General features: G+C 34.6%; 17 protein-coding genes. 3 read left to right on the top strand and 14 right to left on the bottom strand.

The window, feature by feature from the left end:
• Positions 1–49 precede the first annotated feature (49 nt).
• On the top strand, positions 50–1,903 hold the full coding sequence (locus QWZ06_RS10230) for a right-handed parallel beta-helix repeat-containing protein (protein ID WP_290297755.1): 1,854 nt from the start codon (positions 50–52) through the stop codon (positions 1,901–1,903).
• 342 nt (positions 1,904–2,245) lie between these two features.
• Here the strand turns inward: QWZ06_RS10230 and QWZ06_RS10225 are convergent, their stop codons facing one another.
• The 8 genes from QWZ06_RS10225 to QWZ06_RS10190 all read right to left on the bottom strand — a co-directional run bounded on the left by QWZ06_RS10225 (position 2,246) and on the right by QWZ06_RS10190 (position 8,735).
• Positions 2,246–2,386, bottom strand: a complete 141-nt coding sequence (locus tag QWZ06_RS10225) for a bacteriocin-like protein (RefSeq protein WP_290297752.1) — start codon at positions 2,384–2,386, stop codon at positions 2,246–2,248.
• A gap of 141 nt (positions 2,387–2,527) precedes the next feature.
• A complete protein-coding gene (locus tag QWZ06_RS10220) occupies positions 2,528–2,749 on the bottom strand; it encodes a hypothetical protein (protein ID WP_290297750.1) in 222 nt (73 codons plus the stop codon).
• A 600-nt stretch (positions 2,750–3,349) separates the two neighbouring features.
• Positions 3,350–3,637 carry a hypothetical protein gene (locus QWZ06_RS10215; protein ID WP_290297748.1) on the bottom strand — a complete coding sequence of 96 codons (288 nt, stop codon included), beginning with the start codon at positions 3,635–3,637 and terminating at the stop codon, positions 3,350–3,352.
• Between the two features lie 61 nt (positions 3,638–3,698).
• Positions 3,699–4,784 carry an RHS repeat-associated core domain-containing protein gene (locus QWZ06_RS10210; RefSeq protein ID WP_290301334.1) on the bottom strand — a complete coding sequence of 362 codons (1,086 nt, stop codon included), beginning with the start codon at positions 4,782–4,784 and terminating at the stop codon, positions 3,699–3,701.
• A 145-nt stretch (positions 4,785–4,929) separates the two neighbouring features.
• Positions 4,930–5,334, bottom strand: a complete 405-nt coding sequence (locus tag QWZ06_RS10205; RefSeq protein WP_290297747.1) for a hypothetical protein — start codon at positions 5,332–5,334, stop codon at positions 4,930–4,932.
• Positions 5,315–7,588 carry an RHS repeat-associated core domain-containing protein gene (locus tag QWZ06_RS10200; RefSeq protein WP_290297745.1) on the bottom strand — a complete coding sequence of 758 codons (2,274 nt, stop codon included), beginning with the start codon at positions 7,586–7,588 and terminating at the stop codon, positions 5,315–5,317. The genes QWZ06_RS10205 and QWZ06_RS10200 overlap by 20 nt, the downstream gene beginning before the upstream one ends.
• Before the next feature lie 266 nt (positions 7,589–7,854).
• The gene (locus tag QWZ06_RS10195) at positions 7,855–8,385 is read right to left on the bottom strand and encodes a hypothetical protein (RefSeq protein ID WP_290297743.1); all 531 of its coding nucleotides are present in this window, start codon (positions 8,383–8,385) and stop codon (positions 7,855–7,857) included.
• A 2-nt stretch (positions 8,386–8,387) separates the two neighbouring features.
• Entirely contained in the window at positions 8,388–8,735 is a 348-nt protein-coding gene (locus tag QWZ06_RS10190) for a hypothetical protein (protein WP_290297742.1), read from the bottom strand.
• A gap of 181 nt (positions 8,736–8,916) precedes the next feature.
• On the opposite strand from QWZ06_RS10190, the gene QWZ06_RS10185 reads away from it, so the two are divergent.
• Both QWZ06_RS10185 and QWZ06_RS10180 read left to right on the top strand, forming a co-directional pair.
• Entirely contained in the window at positions 8,917–9,225 is a 309-nt protein-coding gene (locus tag QWZ06_RS10185) for a hypothetical protein (RefSeq protein WP_290301404.1), read from the top strand.
• A complete protein-coding gene (locus tag QWZ06_RS10180; protein ID WP_353959954.1) occupies positions 9,222–10,091 on the top strand; it encodes an IS3 family transposase in 870 nt (289 codons plus the stop codon). The genes QWZ06_RS10185 and QWZ06_RS10180 overlap by 4 nt, the downstream gene beginning before the upstream one ends.
• A gap of 96 nt (positions 10,092–10,187) precedes the next feature.
• On the opposite strand, the gene QWZ06_RS10175 is transcribed toward QWZ06_RS10180, so the two are convergent.
• The 6 genes from QWZ06_RS10175 to QWZ06_RS10150 all read right to left on the bottom strand — a co-directional run bounded on the left by QWZ06_RS10175 (position 10,188) and on the right by QWZ06_RS10150 (position 15,476).
• The gene (locus tag QWZ06_RS10175; protein ID WP_290297740.1) at positions 10,188–10,622 is read right to left on the bottom strand and encodes a hypothetical protein; all 435 of its coding nucleotides are present in this window, start codon (positions 10,620–10,622) and stop codon (positions 10,188–10,190) included.
• Complete coding sequence (locus QWZ06_RS10170; RefSeq protein ID WP_290297738.1) at positions 10,622–11,020, bottom strand: hypothetical protein; 399 nt, start codon at positions 11,018–11,020, stop codon at positions 10,622–10,624. The genes QWZ06_RS10175 and QWZ06_RS10170 overlap by 1 nt, the downstream gene beginning before the upstream one ends.
• A gap of 23 nt (positions 11,021–11,043) precedes the next feature.
• On the bottom strand, positions 11,044–11,181 hold the full coding sequence (locus tag QWZ06_RS10165) for a hypothetical protein (protein WP_290297736.1): 138 nt from the start codon (positions 11,179–11,181) through the stop codon (positions 11,044–11,046).
• 43 nt (positions 11,182–11,224) lie between these two features.
• A complete protein-coding gene (locus QWZ06_RS10160; RefSeq protein ID WP_435384116.1) occupies positions 11,225–11,782 on the bottom strand; it encodes an RHS repeat-associated core domain-containing protein in 558 nt (185 codons plus the stop codon).
• 113 nt (positions 11,783–11,895) lie between these two features.
• Positions 11,896–14,169 carry a DUF6443 domain-containing protein gene (locus QWZ06_RS10155; RefSeq protein ID WP_290297733.1) on the bottom strand — a complete coding sequence of 758 codons (2,274 nt, stop codon included), beginning with the start codon at positions 14,167–14,169 and terminating at the stop codon, positions 11,896–11,898.
• A 5-nt stretch (positions 14,170–14,174) separates the two neighbouring features.
• Positions 14,175–15,476: a hypothetical protein gene (locus tag QWZ06_RS10150; RefSeq protein WP_290297731.1), complete on the bottom strand. Its 1,302-nt coding sequence runs from the start codon at positions 15,474–15,476 to the stop codon at positions 14,175–14,177.
• Positions 15,477–15,537: the final 61 nt, after the last annotated feature.

Below are 15,537 nucleotides of genomic sequence, written 5' to 3'. Positions count from 1 at the left end.
AAACAAAATCTTATATTTGCAATCCAAAAAACTATTCAGAAAACTAACTATGAAGAAATTTTATAAATTATTGATGGTATCTACGATAGCTGCCTCATCATTCAATACTCTACAAGCTACCATACGATATGTCAATATTTCCAATACGACAGGAGCTGCCCCTTATACGTCTTGGGCTAGTGCCGGGAATGATCTTCAGGCTGTTATTAATGAAAGTGTTGCAGGGGATGAAATCTGGATTGCTTCAGGTACTTACATTCCGAATTCACTTCCTCAAGGAGCAATAGGGACAATTTTGGGTGGAGCTACCGTTTTAAACTCCAGAGATTATACTTTTTTTGTAAAAGATGGAATTAAAATTTATGGTGGATTTTCAGGAACTGAAACCCTATTCACTCAGCGTAATCCCAATATCAATACAACGATTCTCAGTGGCGATCTTGGTGTCCTAGGTTCTAAAGATGATAATTGCTATCATGTTGTTGTTGCTTCAGATGGTACTTTAGGGGTTACTATTGATGGATTTTCAATCACAGGAGGAAATGCTGACAGCTCTTCAGGGGGGATGGAAGTAAATGGGAAGAGTATTTTCCGATGGTATGGAGGAGGTATTTATGCCTGCTATGGAAAGAGTATTATCAGTAATAATATTTTCTATGACAATGAAGCCGGAAATAATGGTGCCGGAGTCCACTCTATGAACAACAGCAATATTACAATTTCCTCTAATACATTTTACAACAACAAAGCTCTTGGAGGGGGTGCTATTTACTCATACACTAATAATTCCATTATCATTTCAGATAATATCATTCGAAATAATACAGCGAGTACAGGAGCTGGACTTTCAACCTACTACAGTACCAATACTATTAGCGGAAACAAGGTTTATGACAATAAAGTTTGGGGTGAAGGTGGAGGAATATATGTAACAAGCGGCACCAGTACTATCAACAATAACATTATCCATCATAATACCACAGACCATAACGGAGGAGGTGGCATCTACCTTAATTATGGAAACAATACTATATTTAATAATGCTATATACGAAAATACTGCGCTGGGCGTGGGAGGAGGAATATTACTGTCGGGTAATAATAACTTAAGCAATAATATTATATATAAGAATAGATCAAGCACTTCTGGTGGTGGAATGTATTTATCAGCCGGAACCCATACAATAGTTAATAATACCATTTATAGCAATTCTATCAATAGCAATAACGAAGGAGGCGGAGTTTTCACTGCTGTAGGCTCCTGTACGTTTAAAAATAATATTTTCTGGGATAATAAAAAAGGAGGATTCAACAATACAGTAAGCTCAGACTTTTATAATAATAAAAACTCTTCACAAGTGAGTTTCTCTAATAACCTGCTACAGCTTCAGAGTACGATGTATACCGTTGGAAATTTTAATTCCTTAGGATCTAATGCTCAGGGAAATATTTTTGGTCAAAACCCAGGTTTCGGTAATCCGGCCAACCCACTTGGAGCAGATGGAATCCCACTGACCAATGATGATGGTTTGGCATTACTTAACAATAGTATTTGCAGATCTGCAGGTACTATTTCTGGTGCTCCTGTTACAGACTGTACAGGCGCAACCCGCACCGGAATACCTAATCTTGGTGCCTATGAAGTGATTTTCCCTCTTGTACTTGGAGTGCATGATATTACCGACAAAACTACTTTGAAAATTTATCCGAATCCAGCAAAAGATTATATCTACTTTTCAGAAGCAATATCAGATATTTCAATATATACTATGGATGGTAAATATATGAACGCCTCTTCCACAAAAGAAAAAGTGAATGTTGCTCATTTACCCCAGGGACTATATATCATTACAGCAAAAGATCGTAAAGGAAATATAATATCTCAAAGATTCATTAAAGAGTAAATTAGTGGAATTACAGAAAGACAAAGGGCACCTAAAAGTTTAATCATGGTGTTATTATGATTATGGCTCAAAGTGATAGACTTTGTATAGCGGACGTCTTTAATAAAAATATAGACGAGCTATAAAAGTCATAGAATGCGCTAGCGGGAGAGATAAAAATCCTGGTTTTATGATTTTTGTGGGGTGTTTTTGTTATTGAAAGCACGAGCATTATGCCCATACCAGCAGGAGAAATCATCCACTAAAAATGTGAATTGAATTCCAGATATAGATCTGGTAATATATAAACAGGCTATCCCATTTCTGAGATAGTCTGTTTTTACATTATTTTCATCCATCAGATTAGTCAATCAGTCCGCATGGTGACCCTACCGGAATACACTTTTTCACAAATGAACACCAGAAATACCCTGAAAGACACATCGGGATACCTCCCTGAACTGTTTTCAATTCTTTTTTTGAAAGTTTTCTTAAGTTTTTCATAATATATTTTTTTTGATTTTTTCCTACTTTATTTACTTTTCGGATTTCGCTTTGATTTGACAATACCAATATAGATATTTTTGATTGAAAATACAATAATTGAAGCCAGAATATAAATAAAACCAAAACATTATCAAACACTTAATCAGAACATCTCATCATTATATAGGATATATGGCCTAATACAAAAGGATAATAATTGTTGGTATCGGTTACTTCAAGAACGCCTGCTCTGTTTTTTCTAAAGCTCACTCTGGTATTTCCCAGGTGATCTTTATACTGATGAATATAACCATTTTCTAAACCAATATAAAAAAGCCATTGCTGGTTCTGGTCTGCAATGACTTTTGTTATTATTAGCATGAGCATGATGTTCGCGCTAGCGGGGGTATGTATTATTAACAATATATAGATTATTCTAATAATAAATAATAAAATAAATATACAAATTATTGCTAATGGAATAATCGTAAATAATTTTTCGTTTTTAGAGTTTGCAATCTTAAGGTTTTTTGTCCCTATAAATATGAAAAGAAGTATCAAAGGAATTACATAGAAAAAATTTATTAATGATAAGTATTTTCTATGAATATCTTGTTTAAAAACATTTAATAAAATTATGCTGATTACAAATATTAAAAATAATAATAACACTGACTTTGGAGATAGTAGATATTTTTTTTTCATAACAAATTATTTTCCAGTTTTTAAAAATCTTCTTCCATTAAATATTGCTCTTTGATCTGCAAGTGTGCCCTCGCTAGCGCGAGCTTTTAGCTCGTGTCATTTATCAAAAAATAGGCTTAATCTCAGATTTAGTAATCATTTCTTATATTACAAAAGGATGTATGACTTATTCGTTGTAAAAATAATTAAAGATAAAATACAAAACCCTCACTATTGCGAAGGTTTGTTATTTATTTTAGCACGAGCATGATGCTCGCGCTAGCGGGGATCATCAATTTAATCCTTGCTTTTATATGGTAAATTATTTTTATACATCTGGGGTACAGGAATTCGTTTTAAAAATATACCATGTGCAATAGTACTATCCAGCCTAGATCCACCATAAATTAATAATGTATCTTGTAAAATCATATGAAAATCACTATAACAAGTGCTACAATGGAATATAGTATCTTTTGAAACCTTGTCTACAATGATGAGCTCATTGGGGAAAATTTTATCCGTATAATTATCATATGTATAACCTTCAACCAAGTAATCTGCTGTTTCAATTTTTTTATACATAAGTTTTTCTTTTTTGCAAGAAACTAGAGAAAGAAAGATTAATAAAAGTATGTAACGCATTTTATCTATGTATTTTTTGATTTGTAAATTGATGAAAATAACCTCTATAAATATTCATTCCTGAATATGTATGTTCTCCATAAAAAGGGAATCCTTTATTATATCCATTTCCATTGAAGAAACCATTCCTGTTATTTTTAAATTGGTTATACCCCCCTACGGCCTGCATGGCATATGTATAAAAGTCTCCTGCAGTTGGGAACTTATCTATAAAATTTGAATTACTACTATATTTATCATAAATCCTACGCATATTGTATCCAAAAAGAATATTGGAAGCGGCTCTTAAAGATGTTATATTGCTTCCTGCTTTTACTGGTGTATACATGTCCAGTCCTAATGATTTTTTCAAATCTAATTTCCCCATATTACTTCCTTCACTATAGTTAGCAGACATATAAGCCAAGTTCATTAAGTCTAAATAAAAATTATCAATATTATTGTCTGTATTATAACTATATTTATTTAATATTGAACCCAGATTTAATGATGTTTTAAGTACTATATTTGAAGCATTATTACTATTTTGGGCAACTCCTTTTTGAAATGTTCCAGTATCGTCATTGGTAAATAAAAAGTCGAAAGCATTATTTAATGTACCAACTCTTTTACTTTTGTTTACATCATAACTTCCGTTCGCATCAGCCAAATAGATCCCAAAATCTCCATCATTTTTTGCACTTATAATTTCATATTCTCCATTTTTATTTTTTGTAACTCCAATACTCGCATGTATTTCAGGTTGTTGACCAATCATTCCAGTTGGATCATTAAAAGATATAGGATTATCATTAGCGTAATTATATGGTTGGAAAGTAGCATCGCTTAAAGGGTCATGTGTTCCCCATCTTCCTAAATCAGGCATATACATCCTTGCTCCATAATCATACATCCCGGTTTCCTGAAGTTCCTTTCCATTGTACTTATAACTATATAATGCTCCAAAATTAGAAAGACCAAACATTCCTGAAATATGGTTTAATCCAAATGGATAGTAATTGTTTGTATCTGTAACTTCAAGAACACTTGCGTTCTCCCTTGCAAAATTTACTCTTGCATTTCCTAAATGGTCTTTATACTGGTAAATATAATAGTTTTTGATGATGGAAGAGCAAAAACCACTACTGACATAGTGGCTTTGTTTTATCTCTGGACACGAGCGAGACGCTCGCGCCAGCTGGGGGCAGAGAAAATTAGAAAATTATTATATGCCAATACTCTCAACATCAAACCTACTTTACTCTATCCATATTGGTTTTAAAAACAATTAATTTTTGCGCTTGTTGTCCTCTTTCTTCAATAGGTTTATAACCATCTTTTTCTATATACACATATACGTAAGCACTCTTTTTTAAAATAGCAGAATAATATCCTTTATTATCAGTCCTTAGTTCTATTTTATCTTGGCCTAAATATTCATCATAGTTTTTATATCCATTATCACTTTCATATCTATCATTTACAACTGTCACTTTAGCATCTCTCAAAGGTTGAGAGCCATTAGAATCTAAAACGTAACCTTCAATCTTTACATCATTTACATCTTGACTATTATAATAATACATTAAAAAATATACACTTGCTAAACCTATTATAACAAGAGCTACTATTAACAATTTACCTATTGTTGGCTTCATCTAATCTTTTATTTATTGCTGTTTGAATATGAGCACCTGCTTTTGTTTGGACATTTCCATGGGTTAGGTTTTTCCCACTAAGTTTTATATTTGTAACTTTTGCTTTTCCTTCAGAAGTATGTCTATATCCTCTCGAACCTGGAGAATTACTACTCCCACCATCGCTCCTATTACTACTATTGCTAGATGAACCAGAAGACGAACCAGAAGCCCTTGATGAACTGGATGCACCAGAATTGTTTTCTTGATAAAAAACATATGCTGAATTCACATTATCTGAAATAGAAGTATTTACAGTTGAGCCTCTCAATGGTCCATCTGAGCTATCAACAATTATCATAGTGTCGATAGGAACATTAGATACTTCCTCAGCCAAATTTACAGCATTATCTCCACCATAACTATAACCATATACAAGTACTACATCTCCTTTTTGGTAGTTTTTTTCTAAAAATTCTTTTCCTGTCTCAACACCTGCACCTTGTGTTAATGCTGGTGATATCATAGCTCCTTTAAAATCCATCCCCAATGATCTAGCATAAGAAGCAGTTGCATTATATCTAGTACCAGCTCCTCCAGCATCTTTGGTATTACTTCTTATTTTACCATCACCAGTAGGCCCTCCATGATAGAATACAGCTAAAACTCTAGGCTTAGGTCCTCCAGGAATATCTGGTTCCCTCCCATCTGGATCAATATGCATTACAGGATTATTGAATACATAATTATAAGGACTGTGTCTTGTCATCTTCTCCGCCAACGGATCTACCACACCCCATCTTCCAAGATCAGGCATGTACATCCTTGCTCCATAATCATACATACCCGTCTCTTGCAATTCCTTTCCGTTGTACTTATAATTTTTATAAGTACTCTGTCCAAAAAATGCATTTCCTGACTTCAAATGATTCATTCCAAATGGGTAGTAATCATTGGCATCGGTGATTTCAAGTGCGCCTTTGCTGTTTCTTCCGAAACTTATTCTCACGTTGCCAAGATGATCCTTATACTGGTAAATATACTGATCTTTTTTGTAATCATAATACCCTTCTGCAGTGGGGAAAAAAGATAAATTGTTATTCTTTTTCTCTACAATTCCTCCTTCAATTGGTGGATTAATTCCTAGGTCAACAGGATTAATAGTATTATTGAGCGTGTAAGCCTGTATTTCCATGGCCTTAGACATTTCCCGGCTTTTAGACAATAACTCGGTCTCGCCGCCATTCCCTCTGCTGGTTGAAGTACTCATATACTGAAAGCCATCCAAATAATCTGAAACAGCATTCACTGTATAACAATCTACAATACCACATTCATAAGTTGAATTTATTTTCTGAAGTTTTGTACCGTTGGCTCCATATAAGTAAGTAAGACCCACTCCTGACTCTAACATACTCATTTTATTGGGAAGATTGAGATAGTTGTAGGCGATGGAACTAATTCCTTTATCCTTCATATTCTCCATATTCCCATTCAGATCATAGGTAATGGTATTGCCCCCGCCTTCATATCCTGAGGGATTATTTTTTGTATCATGAACATTGGTAAGTTTATTTCCGGAATACATATAGTTAAGTTCATCAATAACAGTGGCTGTATTGTTATTTTCAACAATACTGGTTCTGTACATTTTCGAAATATTCCCATTCAGGTCATAGTCTATAGATTCTGTATTTTCCTTACTCCAGGCATTGGTAGGGTTCTGGTAATATCCTGCAGTTAATCTATTCAGACTATCATAGACATAACCGTATCTTTTAGGGGTAGATAATGGATGGGCTCCAAGAGATTCCACGGCTCTCCAATCTACTTCTGCAATATTTCCATTGTACCTGCCTTTCACATTCTTTCCCGAAAATAAAGCGGTATCCGGATTTGTAAGTCCTTCTACTTGATTGTATTTTATCTTATAGGAAAATAATTTCCCTCCAAGATCCAGCAGTGACATTTCCTTTTGATTAATGTCTGTCATCCAACCACGAATATTATAAGCATAATCAATACTTTGAAGGTTATTTCCTACTTTTTTATTTGTCAATTGGGACAGTTCATTATAAATATTTTCCGTCAATAAGACTTCCGGCTGATCATCTACTTTATGCCAGTGTTTAACAAGTCTGTTGGCATTATCGTAATCAAAGCGCTCATTGATCGTAATACCAACATCATTCTGTCTTCTTAAGTGTTTGGTAACAACCTGAATTGGAACTCCCACAAAATCCAATTTAGATTCTGTTTTGGTATATCCGCTCAAATGGTTGATAGAATGGGTTTCAATCGCTCTTCCTTTGGTATCATAATAGCTGTAGTTTTCAAAAATGCCACACGAAAGGATTCGTGCTGCAGCGAGGGGATATTCTACTAGATAAAAGTATTGTCGCTAAAATTTTAGATATACAAAAACTAAAAGAGAACGATAAACAACACATCTTCGCTCTTCTGGATGCATTCCTTAAACAAACTAAGCTGCAAAGCATTTTATAAAACAACAAAGCCAACTCAAATTGAATTGGCTTTAGTTTAGTTATGAGCAGTTTCTAAATTATATATATCTCCACCTTCTTTTGTACATTTTATGAATATTTGTTTAGGAATACTGTCTTTCAAACTGATTTTGGTAGTTTGATTACAAAAATCATTTTTATAACTAAATACTAAATCTTGTCCCTCAATTTTTGAAGGTACTCCCCAGTAGTCTCCTAAAAAATAAATGCCAATAAGCTTATTTTGAGTATCGTATATATAAACACTGCCATTACCTCTTTTTGATTGCTCAGACAAACCAAATAGGTTTTGAGAATTAACAATTTTAAGTGTATCATGTTTAGAGGTAATAATATTTCCTAAATATTTTACATGTATTTCATCAATCTTTCCCCCAATCAAACTAAACTGATACTCTTGACCTATTTTATTTTCGCTTAAAGTAAGTTTTCTGCATTTTTCGTAGAAATCATCAATACTGTCTAAATGATCCTTATTAGAATGAGAATCGCAACAAGTCAATAACAATAACAGTGCGAGGAAAAAATATTTTTTATTCTGTTTCATAATTAATAATCTTGAGGGTTAGGTTTTTTAGAATTTTCATACATACTTTGGACATTTTGTTGATAACCTTTTGTCCCTGCTGTACTATTATAGGCTCCCGCTGCATTTAACCACCCTTTAAATTTAAAAGTAGTTTTTCCTGTACTTGAATTATAATCTATTCCTCCTTTAAATCCTTTGGTTGCTAAAATTCTTGTACCTGCAAACAATGAGTTTGTAACGCTTGCTCCTTCTCCATATTTTAGCGAATATTTAGATTTCATTTCTCCTCCTTGCCAATCTCCTTTTACGTTAGTTTGCATTATATCAGTTTTTCCTTTTGCTCCGGCATTTGACTCTTGAATTGTCATTGCTTTAACTTGTCTAGTCCTGAAATAGCGATACACAAAAAAAACAAATCGTTATGGAAGAACAATTAAAATCACAGTACATCAAACGTACGCAGAAAGATTACAGTTTAAGTTTAAAACTTCAAATAGTAAAAGAAGTTGAATCCGGCGAGTCAACTATTACCAGTTGTCGCAAAAAAATATGGCATACAATCCCATGCTACAGTTTTTGAATTGGCTCAGAAAATATGGTAACTTTGATTGGGAAAACCAAAGACCTTATGCCATGGAAAAAACACCTGAACAACGAATTATGGAACTAGAAGCCGAAGTAAGACTTCTTGAAAAGCAAAAAGCTTTCTTGGAAAAGCAGGCTTATATTGCTGATAAAAAAGCTATATTTTTTGATATGATGATTGATCTTGCAGAGAAAGAATATCACATTGATATTCGAAAAAACTCACCACCCGAACAATCGATGACTTCCGCAGTAAAGAAAAAGAAACTTTGATTTTTACTTGTGGATTGTTAGGGTTAAATAGACAAATCTATTATAGAAGTATCAAGCGTACAAAAGTTTGTAAGAATAGGGCTTCAGAGGTTGTAAAGCTGGTAGAGAGTATTCGTGTTAAAATGCCCAGATTAGGAGGCAGGAAACTATATTTTATGTTACAAAAATCACTAAGTTCTATCAAAGTGGGAAGAGATAAATTTTTTGATATCCTAAGAGCCAATCACTTATTGATTGCTCCCAGGAAAAATTATCATGTTACTACCAACTCCCATCATCGCTTCAGAAAGCACAAAAATTTGATTCTGGACTATCAGATAACAAAACCCAACCAGGTTTGGGTTGCCGATATTACTTATATAGGAGACAGAAGAAATCCAAGCTATTTAAGCTTAATAACTGACGCTTATTCTAAGAAAATAGTGGGACATTTTGTAGCAGATAATTTAAATACAGAGAGTAGTCTTATGGCATTGAAAAGAGCTTTAAAGAAACATAAAGGTATGGCGGGATCCTTAATCCATCATTCTGATCGTGGCTTACAATACTGCTCGAATGAATACCAGAACGTTTTGCAAAAGCATCAATTAAAATGTAGTATGACACAAAATTCCGATCCTTATGAAAATGCAGTAGCGGAGAGAGTGAATGGCATTTTAAAGCACGAATTTAATATTGACAGGCATCATATAAACCATGCTTTAAGAAGAAAGTTAGTAGAGGAATCCATCGAAATTTACAATGAGCTGCGTCCTCATTTTTCAAATTACTATCTAACCCCAAACCAGATGCATAAGCAGTCAGAAATTAAAATGAGAACTTATAAAAATAAAAACCAAAGCAAAAAAAACTTTGCTCTGGTTTAATTATTTATTTTTGTCCTATAATCTGTATCAGATTTTCAGGACTAGTCAGACACGAGCATGATGCTCGCGCCAGCGGGGGCAGCGGGGCTTTGATATCTACTTTATTATTTCTCCATTAAGTTTAAACTTTATTTTAAAAACATTATCTCTAATAGTGTTAATTTTTCTAATTCCTTCTTCTGTTCCTAACTTTTTTAATACTATTTCTCCTTTCTCTGCAAATGAAAAGTGTTCATCAGAATAAAAATAAAGAGGAATTAATTTTCCTTGTAAAAATACAGATCTGTTTGAATGTTCTGCCCAAAAATTTTTAGGAGAATCAGGATTACTCAAATAGATAATATAAGTATCTATATTTTCTTTGTCTAAAACTATATAAGTATTACTATTTCCAGTCCTTTGCTGAAACTCTTTGTTAAGAACTTCAGTAACAGAAGATGGTAAAAAGTATATTATATCTGAAGTAGCCTTTTGTGAGTAACAACTCACAAAACAAAAGTTCAATAATAATATTAACACAATTTTTTTCATTATGGATATTTTTGTTTATTAACCATATTATTTAAAACTTCTTGTCCTATATTATGGCTTGAAGTTGTACCTGCTTTATTTGTACTTCCATTTGAGATAACTTTATTAATTGTATTCCCATTTTTTTGACTTCCTATGTATGAATCAACAGCATATATTGGAATATTTTGGCTTTTAGACGTTTGTGCGTCTTGAGGAGACGTTCCAGGTTGCGTTACGTGATTGGGTTTCTGAGACTTATTATGTGTATGAACTTGAGCTCCAGCAATTAACTTAGTTCCTTCGAAAGTAGTTTTAATAATTTTTCCTGAGGCATCAGGTAATATATTAGTTATTACATCTGCTTCACCATCTCTACCATCAGGTCCTCTAACAGATGTTAACTGTGCTGTTGGCACATCTCCTCTTGTAACTTCCAGGCCTATCCAAACTTGTCTCTCTTTGTTTGATCGGCAATGGTTTCATTATTAGCATTGTTAATATCAGAATTTATTTGAGTATTATTTATTGTAACTATGGAACTGCTTTCCTGTAGAGCTTGCGTTGCCGCTGTTGACATAGTACCTCCTTTTTCTTCTTTAATATCATTCCAATTAGATCTATTAATAACTCTTACGTTTAGTTGCAGCACCATCACTTCCTAAATACCTACCATTAACATCTAAATAATCATCAGGTGGCGTGGCAAACATTCCATCCGGATCAATAAACATAATTGGATTATCCCAAGCATAATTATAAGGACTATGCCTTCTCATCTTCTCTGCTAGTGGATCTATAACTCCCCATCTTCCAATATCCGGCATGTACATCCTCGCCCCATAATCATACATCCCAGTCTCCTGCAATTCCTTGCCGTTGTACTTATAATTCTTATAGCCTCCTAGCACTCCTTTCTCCCCTCCTATATGGTTTAGCCCAAAGGGGTAATAGTTATTAGTATCTGTAATTCCAAGAATGCCTGCAGTGTTTTTGGCAAAGCTTACCCGGATATTTCCCAAATGATCCTTATACTGGTAAATATAGCGATTTTCTGTAAAACTGTAAAAGCCTTCTGCAGTAGGAACAAAATCCAGTGTCCAAGTTCCAACAAGAGAGGGTTGATTGCTAGTCGTTTTTACGATAAGCCTGATCTTCAAAAAGCTGTTTCTGTTCTGCATCCTAAAACATATCTCTCCATTACCGGTAAAAACTATATTGAAAAACCATCAAGATAATCTGTTATATGTTCTATAGGGTTTGCCATAAGACCTGTTTGGCTAAAAAAATTTTACTAACTTTTTACTCCGTCTGCCCGATAAAGATGGCTAATATCTGTAGTCGTTATCCCCCCTAAAGTATTAGCTTGCTGAATGGCAATTCTATCAGGAAGATTCAGATAGTTGTAAACAATATTTTGAATTCCTTTATCCTTCATATTGGTCATACTTCCATTCAGGTCATACTCAATAATATTACCACCACCTTCATAGCCTGCAGTATTTTGGGTACTGTCTGTTACTGTCTGCAATCTGTTTCCAGCGTAGGTATACGTAAGATTATCTACCTGCATTGCCGATCCAGTAGAGGAATTTTTAGCATTACGATATAATTGGCTGATATTTCCGTTCAGATCGTATATAATATATTCACTGTAAAAGCTGTTTTGGGGAGCTGTAGCCCAAGGCTCAGAGTAATGTCCAAACTTTAGTTTATTATCTGTATAATAATCATAGGTATATCTTTTCAATACATTATCATTGGAGGTATTCCAATCAATTTCTGCGATATTCCCATTATATCTTGCTGTTGCATAGAGGGGGTTAACAGGATTAGTGTATTTTATTTCATAGCCAAATAACTTCCCATTCAGATTCGAAGGATCATTAATCTGAGTCATCCAGCCTCTGATATTATATTTATAGTCAACTTGTTGAAGAGAAGAACCTAAAGAAGCTCCACCTACTTTTTTAGATTCCAACTGGGAAAGTTCATTATATGCATTCTGGGTAAGGATTTCTATAGGATTAGAATCTACCTGATGTTTGTGAACCAACAATCTGTTCTGATGATCATATTCAAAATTTTCTGTGATCACTCTTTCAGGATCTGTTTCCAGTCTTTTATGTTTGGTAATAACGGTTTGAGCTACCCCGGCAAAATCCAGTTTGGATTCTGTCTTCGTATACCCACCCAAATGATTGATCGAATACGTTCCTATCGCTCTTCCTTTGGTATCATAATAGGTATAATTCTTCGTCCAGTTGTCATCTTCAATGTTTTTAACTATACTCATCACAGAAAGTCCTTTGGTACTTCTTCCTTCTGGTGATAACGTTTCCGTTAAAGTAGGCACGCCCTGAATGGTGGATGGAAATGAAGGATTAAAATTGTAACCGGGATACGTATCATAATAATTGACACTTAAAATAGTTTCTGTATCTACCATGAAATAATTATTGACATAATAAATCGTCATTCCATTTCTGGTAAACCCTTGAGCACTGCGAGGCTCTGTAATGACTAAGTCTTTAATCAGATCTTGTAAAACAGCTCTTTTGGCAGTAGATGCTAAAACTCCTGTATAAATTACTCTTCCAAAAACATCATATTTTGTGAGAAGCCATTTGCCTTTGGGTGCCATTACGGCATCCTGCGTGAGGATCAGTCTATCAGCTTTATCATACACCATAAATTCCCAGCCTTTACCAGGTAATTTCTTTTCTACCAGACGGTTTCTGCTGTCATAACGATATTGATAACAGAGATCATTAAGTAATGATTCTGCGGTTCCTTTGTTTACCGCCTTAGGAGGAATGACAAAGGCTAACTGATCATACTCATTATACACATAGTAGGTATCTGCATTTTCAGTAGAATTCACCTTTCTTACCATCAGAGTTTGACCTCGCCCATTTTTGAATTCTACCGTTGGATTTCCATCTTCATCTGTGACAGTATTCTTATACAATGTTCCGGGAGCATAAGTTGTAGCAGGAGACAAACTTAGCTCGCTTTTAGTGGCTCCGTTTTCCCATATTGTCTTGGTTGTATATTGGTATACTTCATTGGCCAGATTGGCTTCATATGAAAATCCTACAGGCTTATTCACCCAGTCGTTACCTGGCTGAACCTGTTGCAAGATTCTGTCCAAGGGAGATTTTTCCACTACTTTCTCAGAATAGATCTTTTCTGAGCCATAAGAGATTGTAACATTAGATAAAGGATTAGGAGTAATTGCTCCATTCAGTGTTCCTCCCTGAGGAATGGGTAAATAATCTTTTACCTGCCTCCCAAACTGATCATATTCGAAATGCATAACCACATCTTTTCCTTGGGGAGATGCTTTTACATTTACCATTTGCTTAGGTCTTCCCAAGCCATCAAAATACTGAACACTCTGAGCTTGTTTAGCCGCAGGATCACTCTGGCTCTTCTCCTCCAGATAGGTTCTGGTATACACATAATTTTCATTGGCTGAGCTCGCTAAGCCACTGGGCAGCTGAACCTGGGCTTTTATAGTACCCATCAATAGAAGGGTTCCTATGGGGATTATAAGTTTTTTCATCAATTTTAGTTTTTATAGTTGTATTTCAGCTCTTTCAATATTTTACCATTGGCATCAATCACTTTTTCAAGCCTGTTGGCGGAATCATAAAGGTAGATTTCTCTTATTCCGGATGGCGGGGTGATGCTTCTTACTCCAATTAAGGGATCATAACTGTAGGTAGTCACCGTATACCTTGATAAATTGCTTCTGAAGGTTTTAAAAGCATTGAGCAAATTGCTCTCGTCATTATTTGACCCGGCAGAGGCATCCAAATCGGAGGCATTCACAATGCTGTCTATAAAAGATTGCTGGATATCTGTTAATCGTATATTTTCAATCTTGGCAATAGGCTTGGTTTGATTATACCCCCAGATAATAACCGTTACAGCACCGTCTTTAGTAGTATACTGCGTAAGATTTCCTTTGGAATCAAACTTCTCATAAGTGATTTCTGTGGACGGAGCCTGAGTCTGCATTCCATAAGATACTAATGAACTTGGAAATAGATTAGCAGGATTATCATATTTAGTCTCATTTTTTGAAATGACATTTCCAGAATCAGTTGGATTCTGCTTATTGGACACTGTCGTCTCCAAAGGAATACCCAACATACTGGCACTAATCAGCTTTTGATTTCCTTTTTCTCTGGCATACAAATAAGATGTTTCCTGGATTCCGGCACCAGAGAATGAAGTGATACTCTTTGACAGTTGGTGGTCTGGATTATTATACAAGTAATTTGTACTTGTCATTATCTTTTTATAAGGGCTATCATCTGGAGCATTCAAGGGAACATCTTCCAGATATTCTTTAGATATACTTTTATCAAGAGCAAATGAATACGAAGGAAGCCTATATGCTGTGATGTACATATTGTTGAGATAAGTTCCGACATTGGTTCCCGGTTGTATGAAAACAAGTGGAAAAAGCGTAACTCCTGTAACACTTGATATAACACCTGTCAGATCCTTCCCATACTCATTTTTTACGGCATTCTTCAAATAAAGCTGTCCATTCTTATTATTAAATATTTTGTGGGATAAGAGTTTCCCACTAAGATTTCCCAATGGGACATTCCAAAATAGTGAGTTCTCTGCAGATAACGAGATCATACTAAGGTCACTTAAGGAATTGGTATACATCCCGTCCACCGTAGGAGTTCTGAAAGCATAACTATTATATTCAGAAGCTGGTATTGAAAATGTTTTTTCCTCACCTCCCTTCTCAAATTGATCTCCACCATAACTGATTGTCACAGTAGGATATATTGGATCATAGATACTATATAAAGCTCCCGTATTCTCTAAAGAATCAAAATTCACCATTGAAACTTGAGGTTCCGAATGAAAAATAGTCTCAAATAAACTACCCACCCTAGTATCACCA

The sequence above is a fragment of the Chryseobacterium tructae genome, assembly GCF_030409875.1.
In the GTDB taxonomy this organism is placed as follows: domain Bacteria; phylum Bacteroidota; class Bacteroidia; order Flavobacteriales; family Weeksellaceae; genus Chryseobacterium; species Chryseobacterium tructae.
The sequence above is the reverse complement of the archived record's forward strand: the minus strand, read 5'-3'. Positions and strand labels throughout refer to the sequence as shown.

What these genes read in the sequence shown, in the direction of transcription:
- QWZ06_RS10195 (WP_290297743.1), bottom strand. Translation starts at nt 8,385, where the DNA reads ATGAAACAGAATAAAAAATATTTTTTCCTCGCACTGTTATTGTTATTG.
- QWZ06_RS10220 (WP_290297750.1), bottom strand. Translation starts at nt 2,749, where the DNA reads ATGCTAATAATAACAAAAGTCATTGCAGACCAGAACCAGCAATGGCTT.
- QWZ06_RS10190 (WP_290297742.1), bottom strand. Translation starts at nt 8,735, where the DNA reads ATGACAATTCAAGAGTCAAATGCCGGAGCAAAAGGAAAAACTGATATA.
- QWZ06_RS10165 (WP_290297736.1), bottom strand. Translation starts at nt 11,181, where the DNA reads ATGTCAACAGCGGCAACGCAAGCTCTACAGGAAAGCAGTTCCATAGTT.
- QWZ06_RS10155 (WP_290297733.1), bottom strand. Translation starts at nt 14,169, where the DNA reads ATGAAAAAACTTATAATCCCCATAGGAACCCTTCTATTGATGGGTACT.
- QWZ06_RS10230 (WP_290297755.1), top strand. Translation starts at nt 50, where the DNA reads ATGAAGAAATTTTATAAATTATTGATGGTATCTACGATAGCTGCCTCA.
- QWZ06_RS10215 (WP_290297748.1), bottom strand. Translation starts at nt 3,637, where the DNA reads ATGTATAAAAAAATTGAAACAGCAGATTACTTGGTTGAAGGTTATACA.
- QWZ06_RS10150 (WP_290297731.1), bottom strand. Translation starts at nt 15,476, where the DNA reads ATGGTGAATTTTGATTCTTTAGAGAATACGGGAGCTTTATATAGTATC.
- QWZ06_RS10205 (WP_290297747.1), bottom strand. Translation starts at nt 5,334, where the DNA reads ATGAAGCCAACAATAGGTAAATTGTTAATAGTAGCTCTTGTTATAATA.
- QWZ06_RS10160 (WP_435384116.1), bottom strand. Translation starts at nt 11,782, where the DNA reads ATGCAGAACAGAAACAGCTTTTTGAAGATCAGGCTTATCGTAAAAACG.
- QWZ06_RS10175 (WP_290297740.1), bottom strand. Translation starts at nt 10,622, where the DNA reads ATGAAAAAAATTGTGTTAATATTATTATTGAACTTTTGTTTTGTGAGT.
- QWZ06_RS10185 (WP_290301404.1), top strand. Translation starts at nt 8,917, where the DNA reads ATGGCATACAATCCCATGCTACAGTTTTTGAATTGGCTCAGAAAATAT.
- QWZ06_RS10225 (WP_290297752.1), bottom strand. Translation starts at nt 2,386, where the DNA reads ATGAAAAACTTAAGAAAACTTTCAAAAAAAGAATTGAAAACAGTTCAG.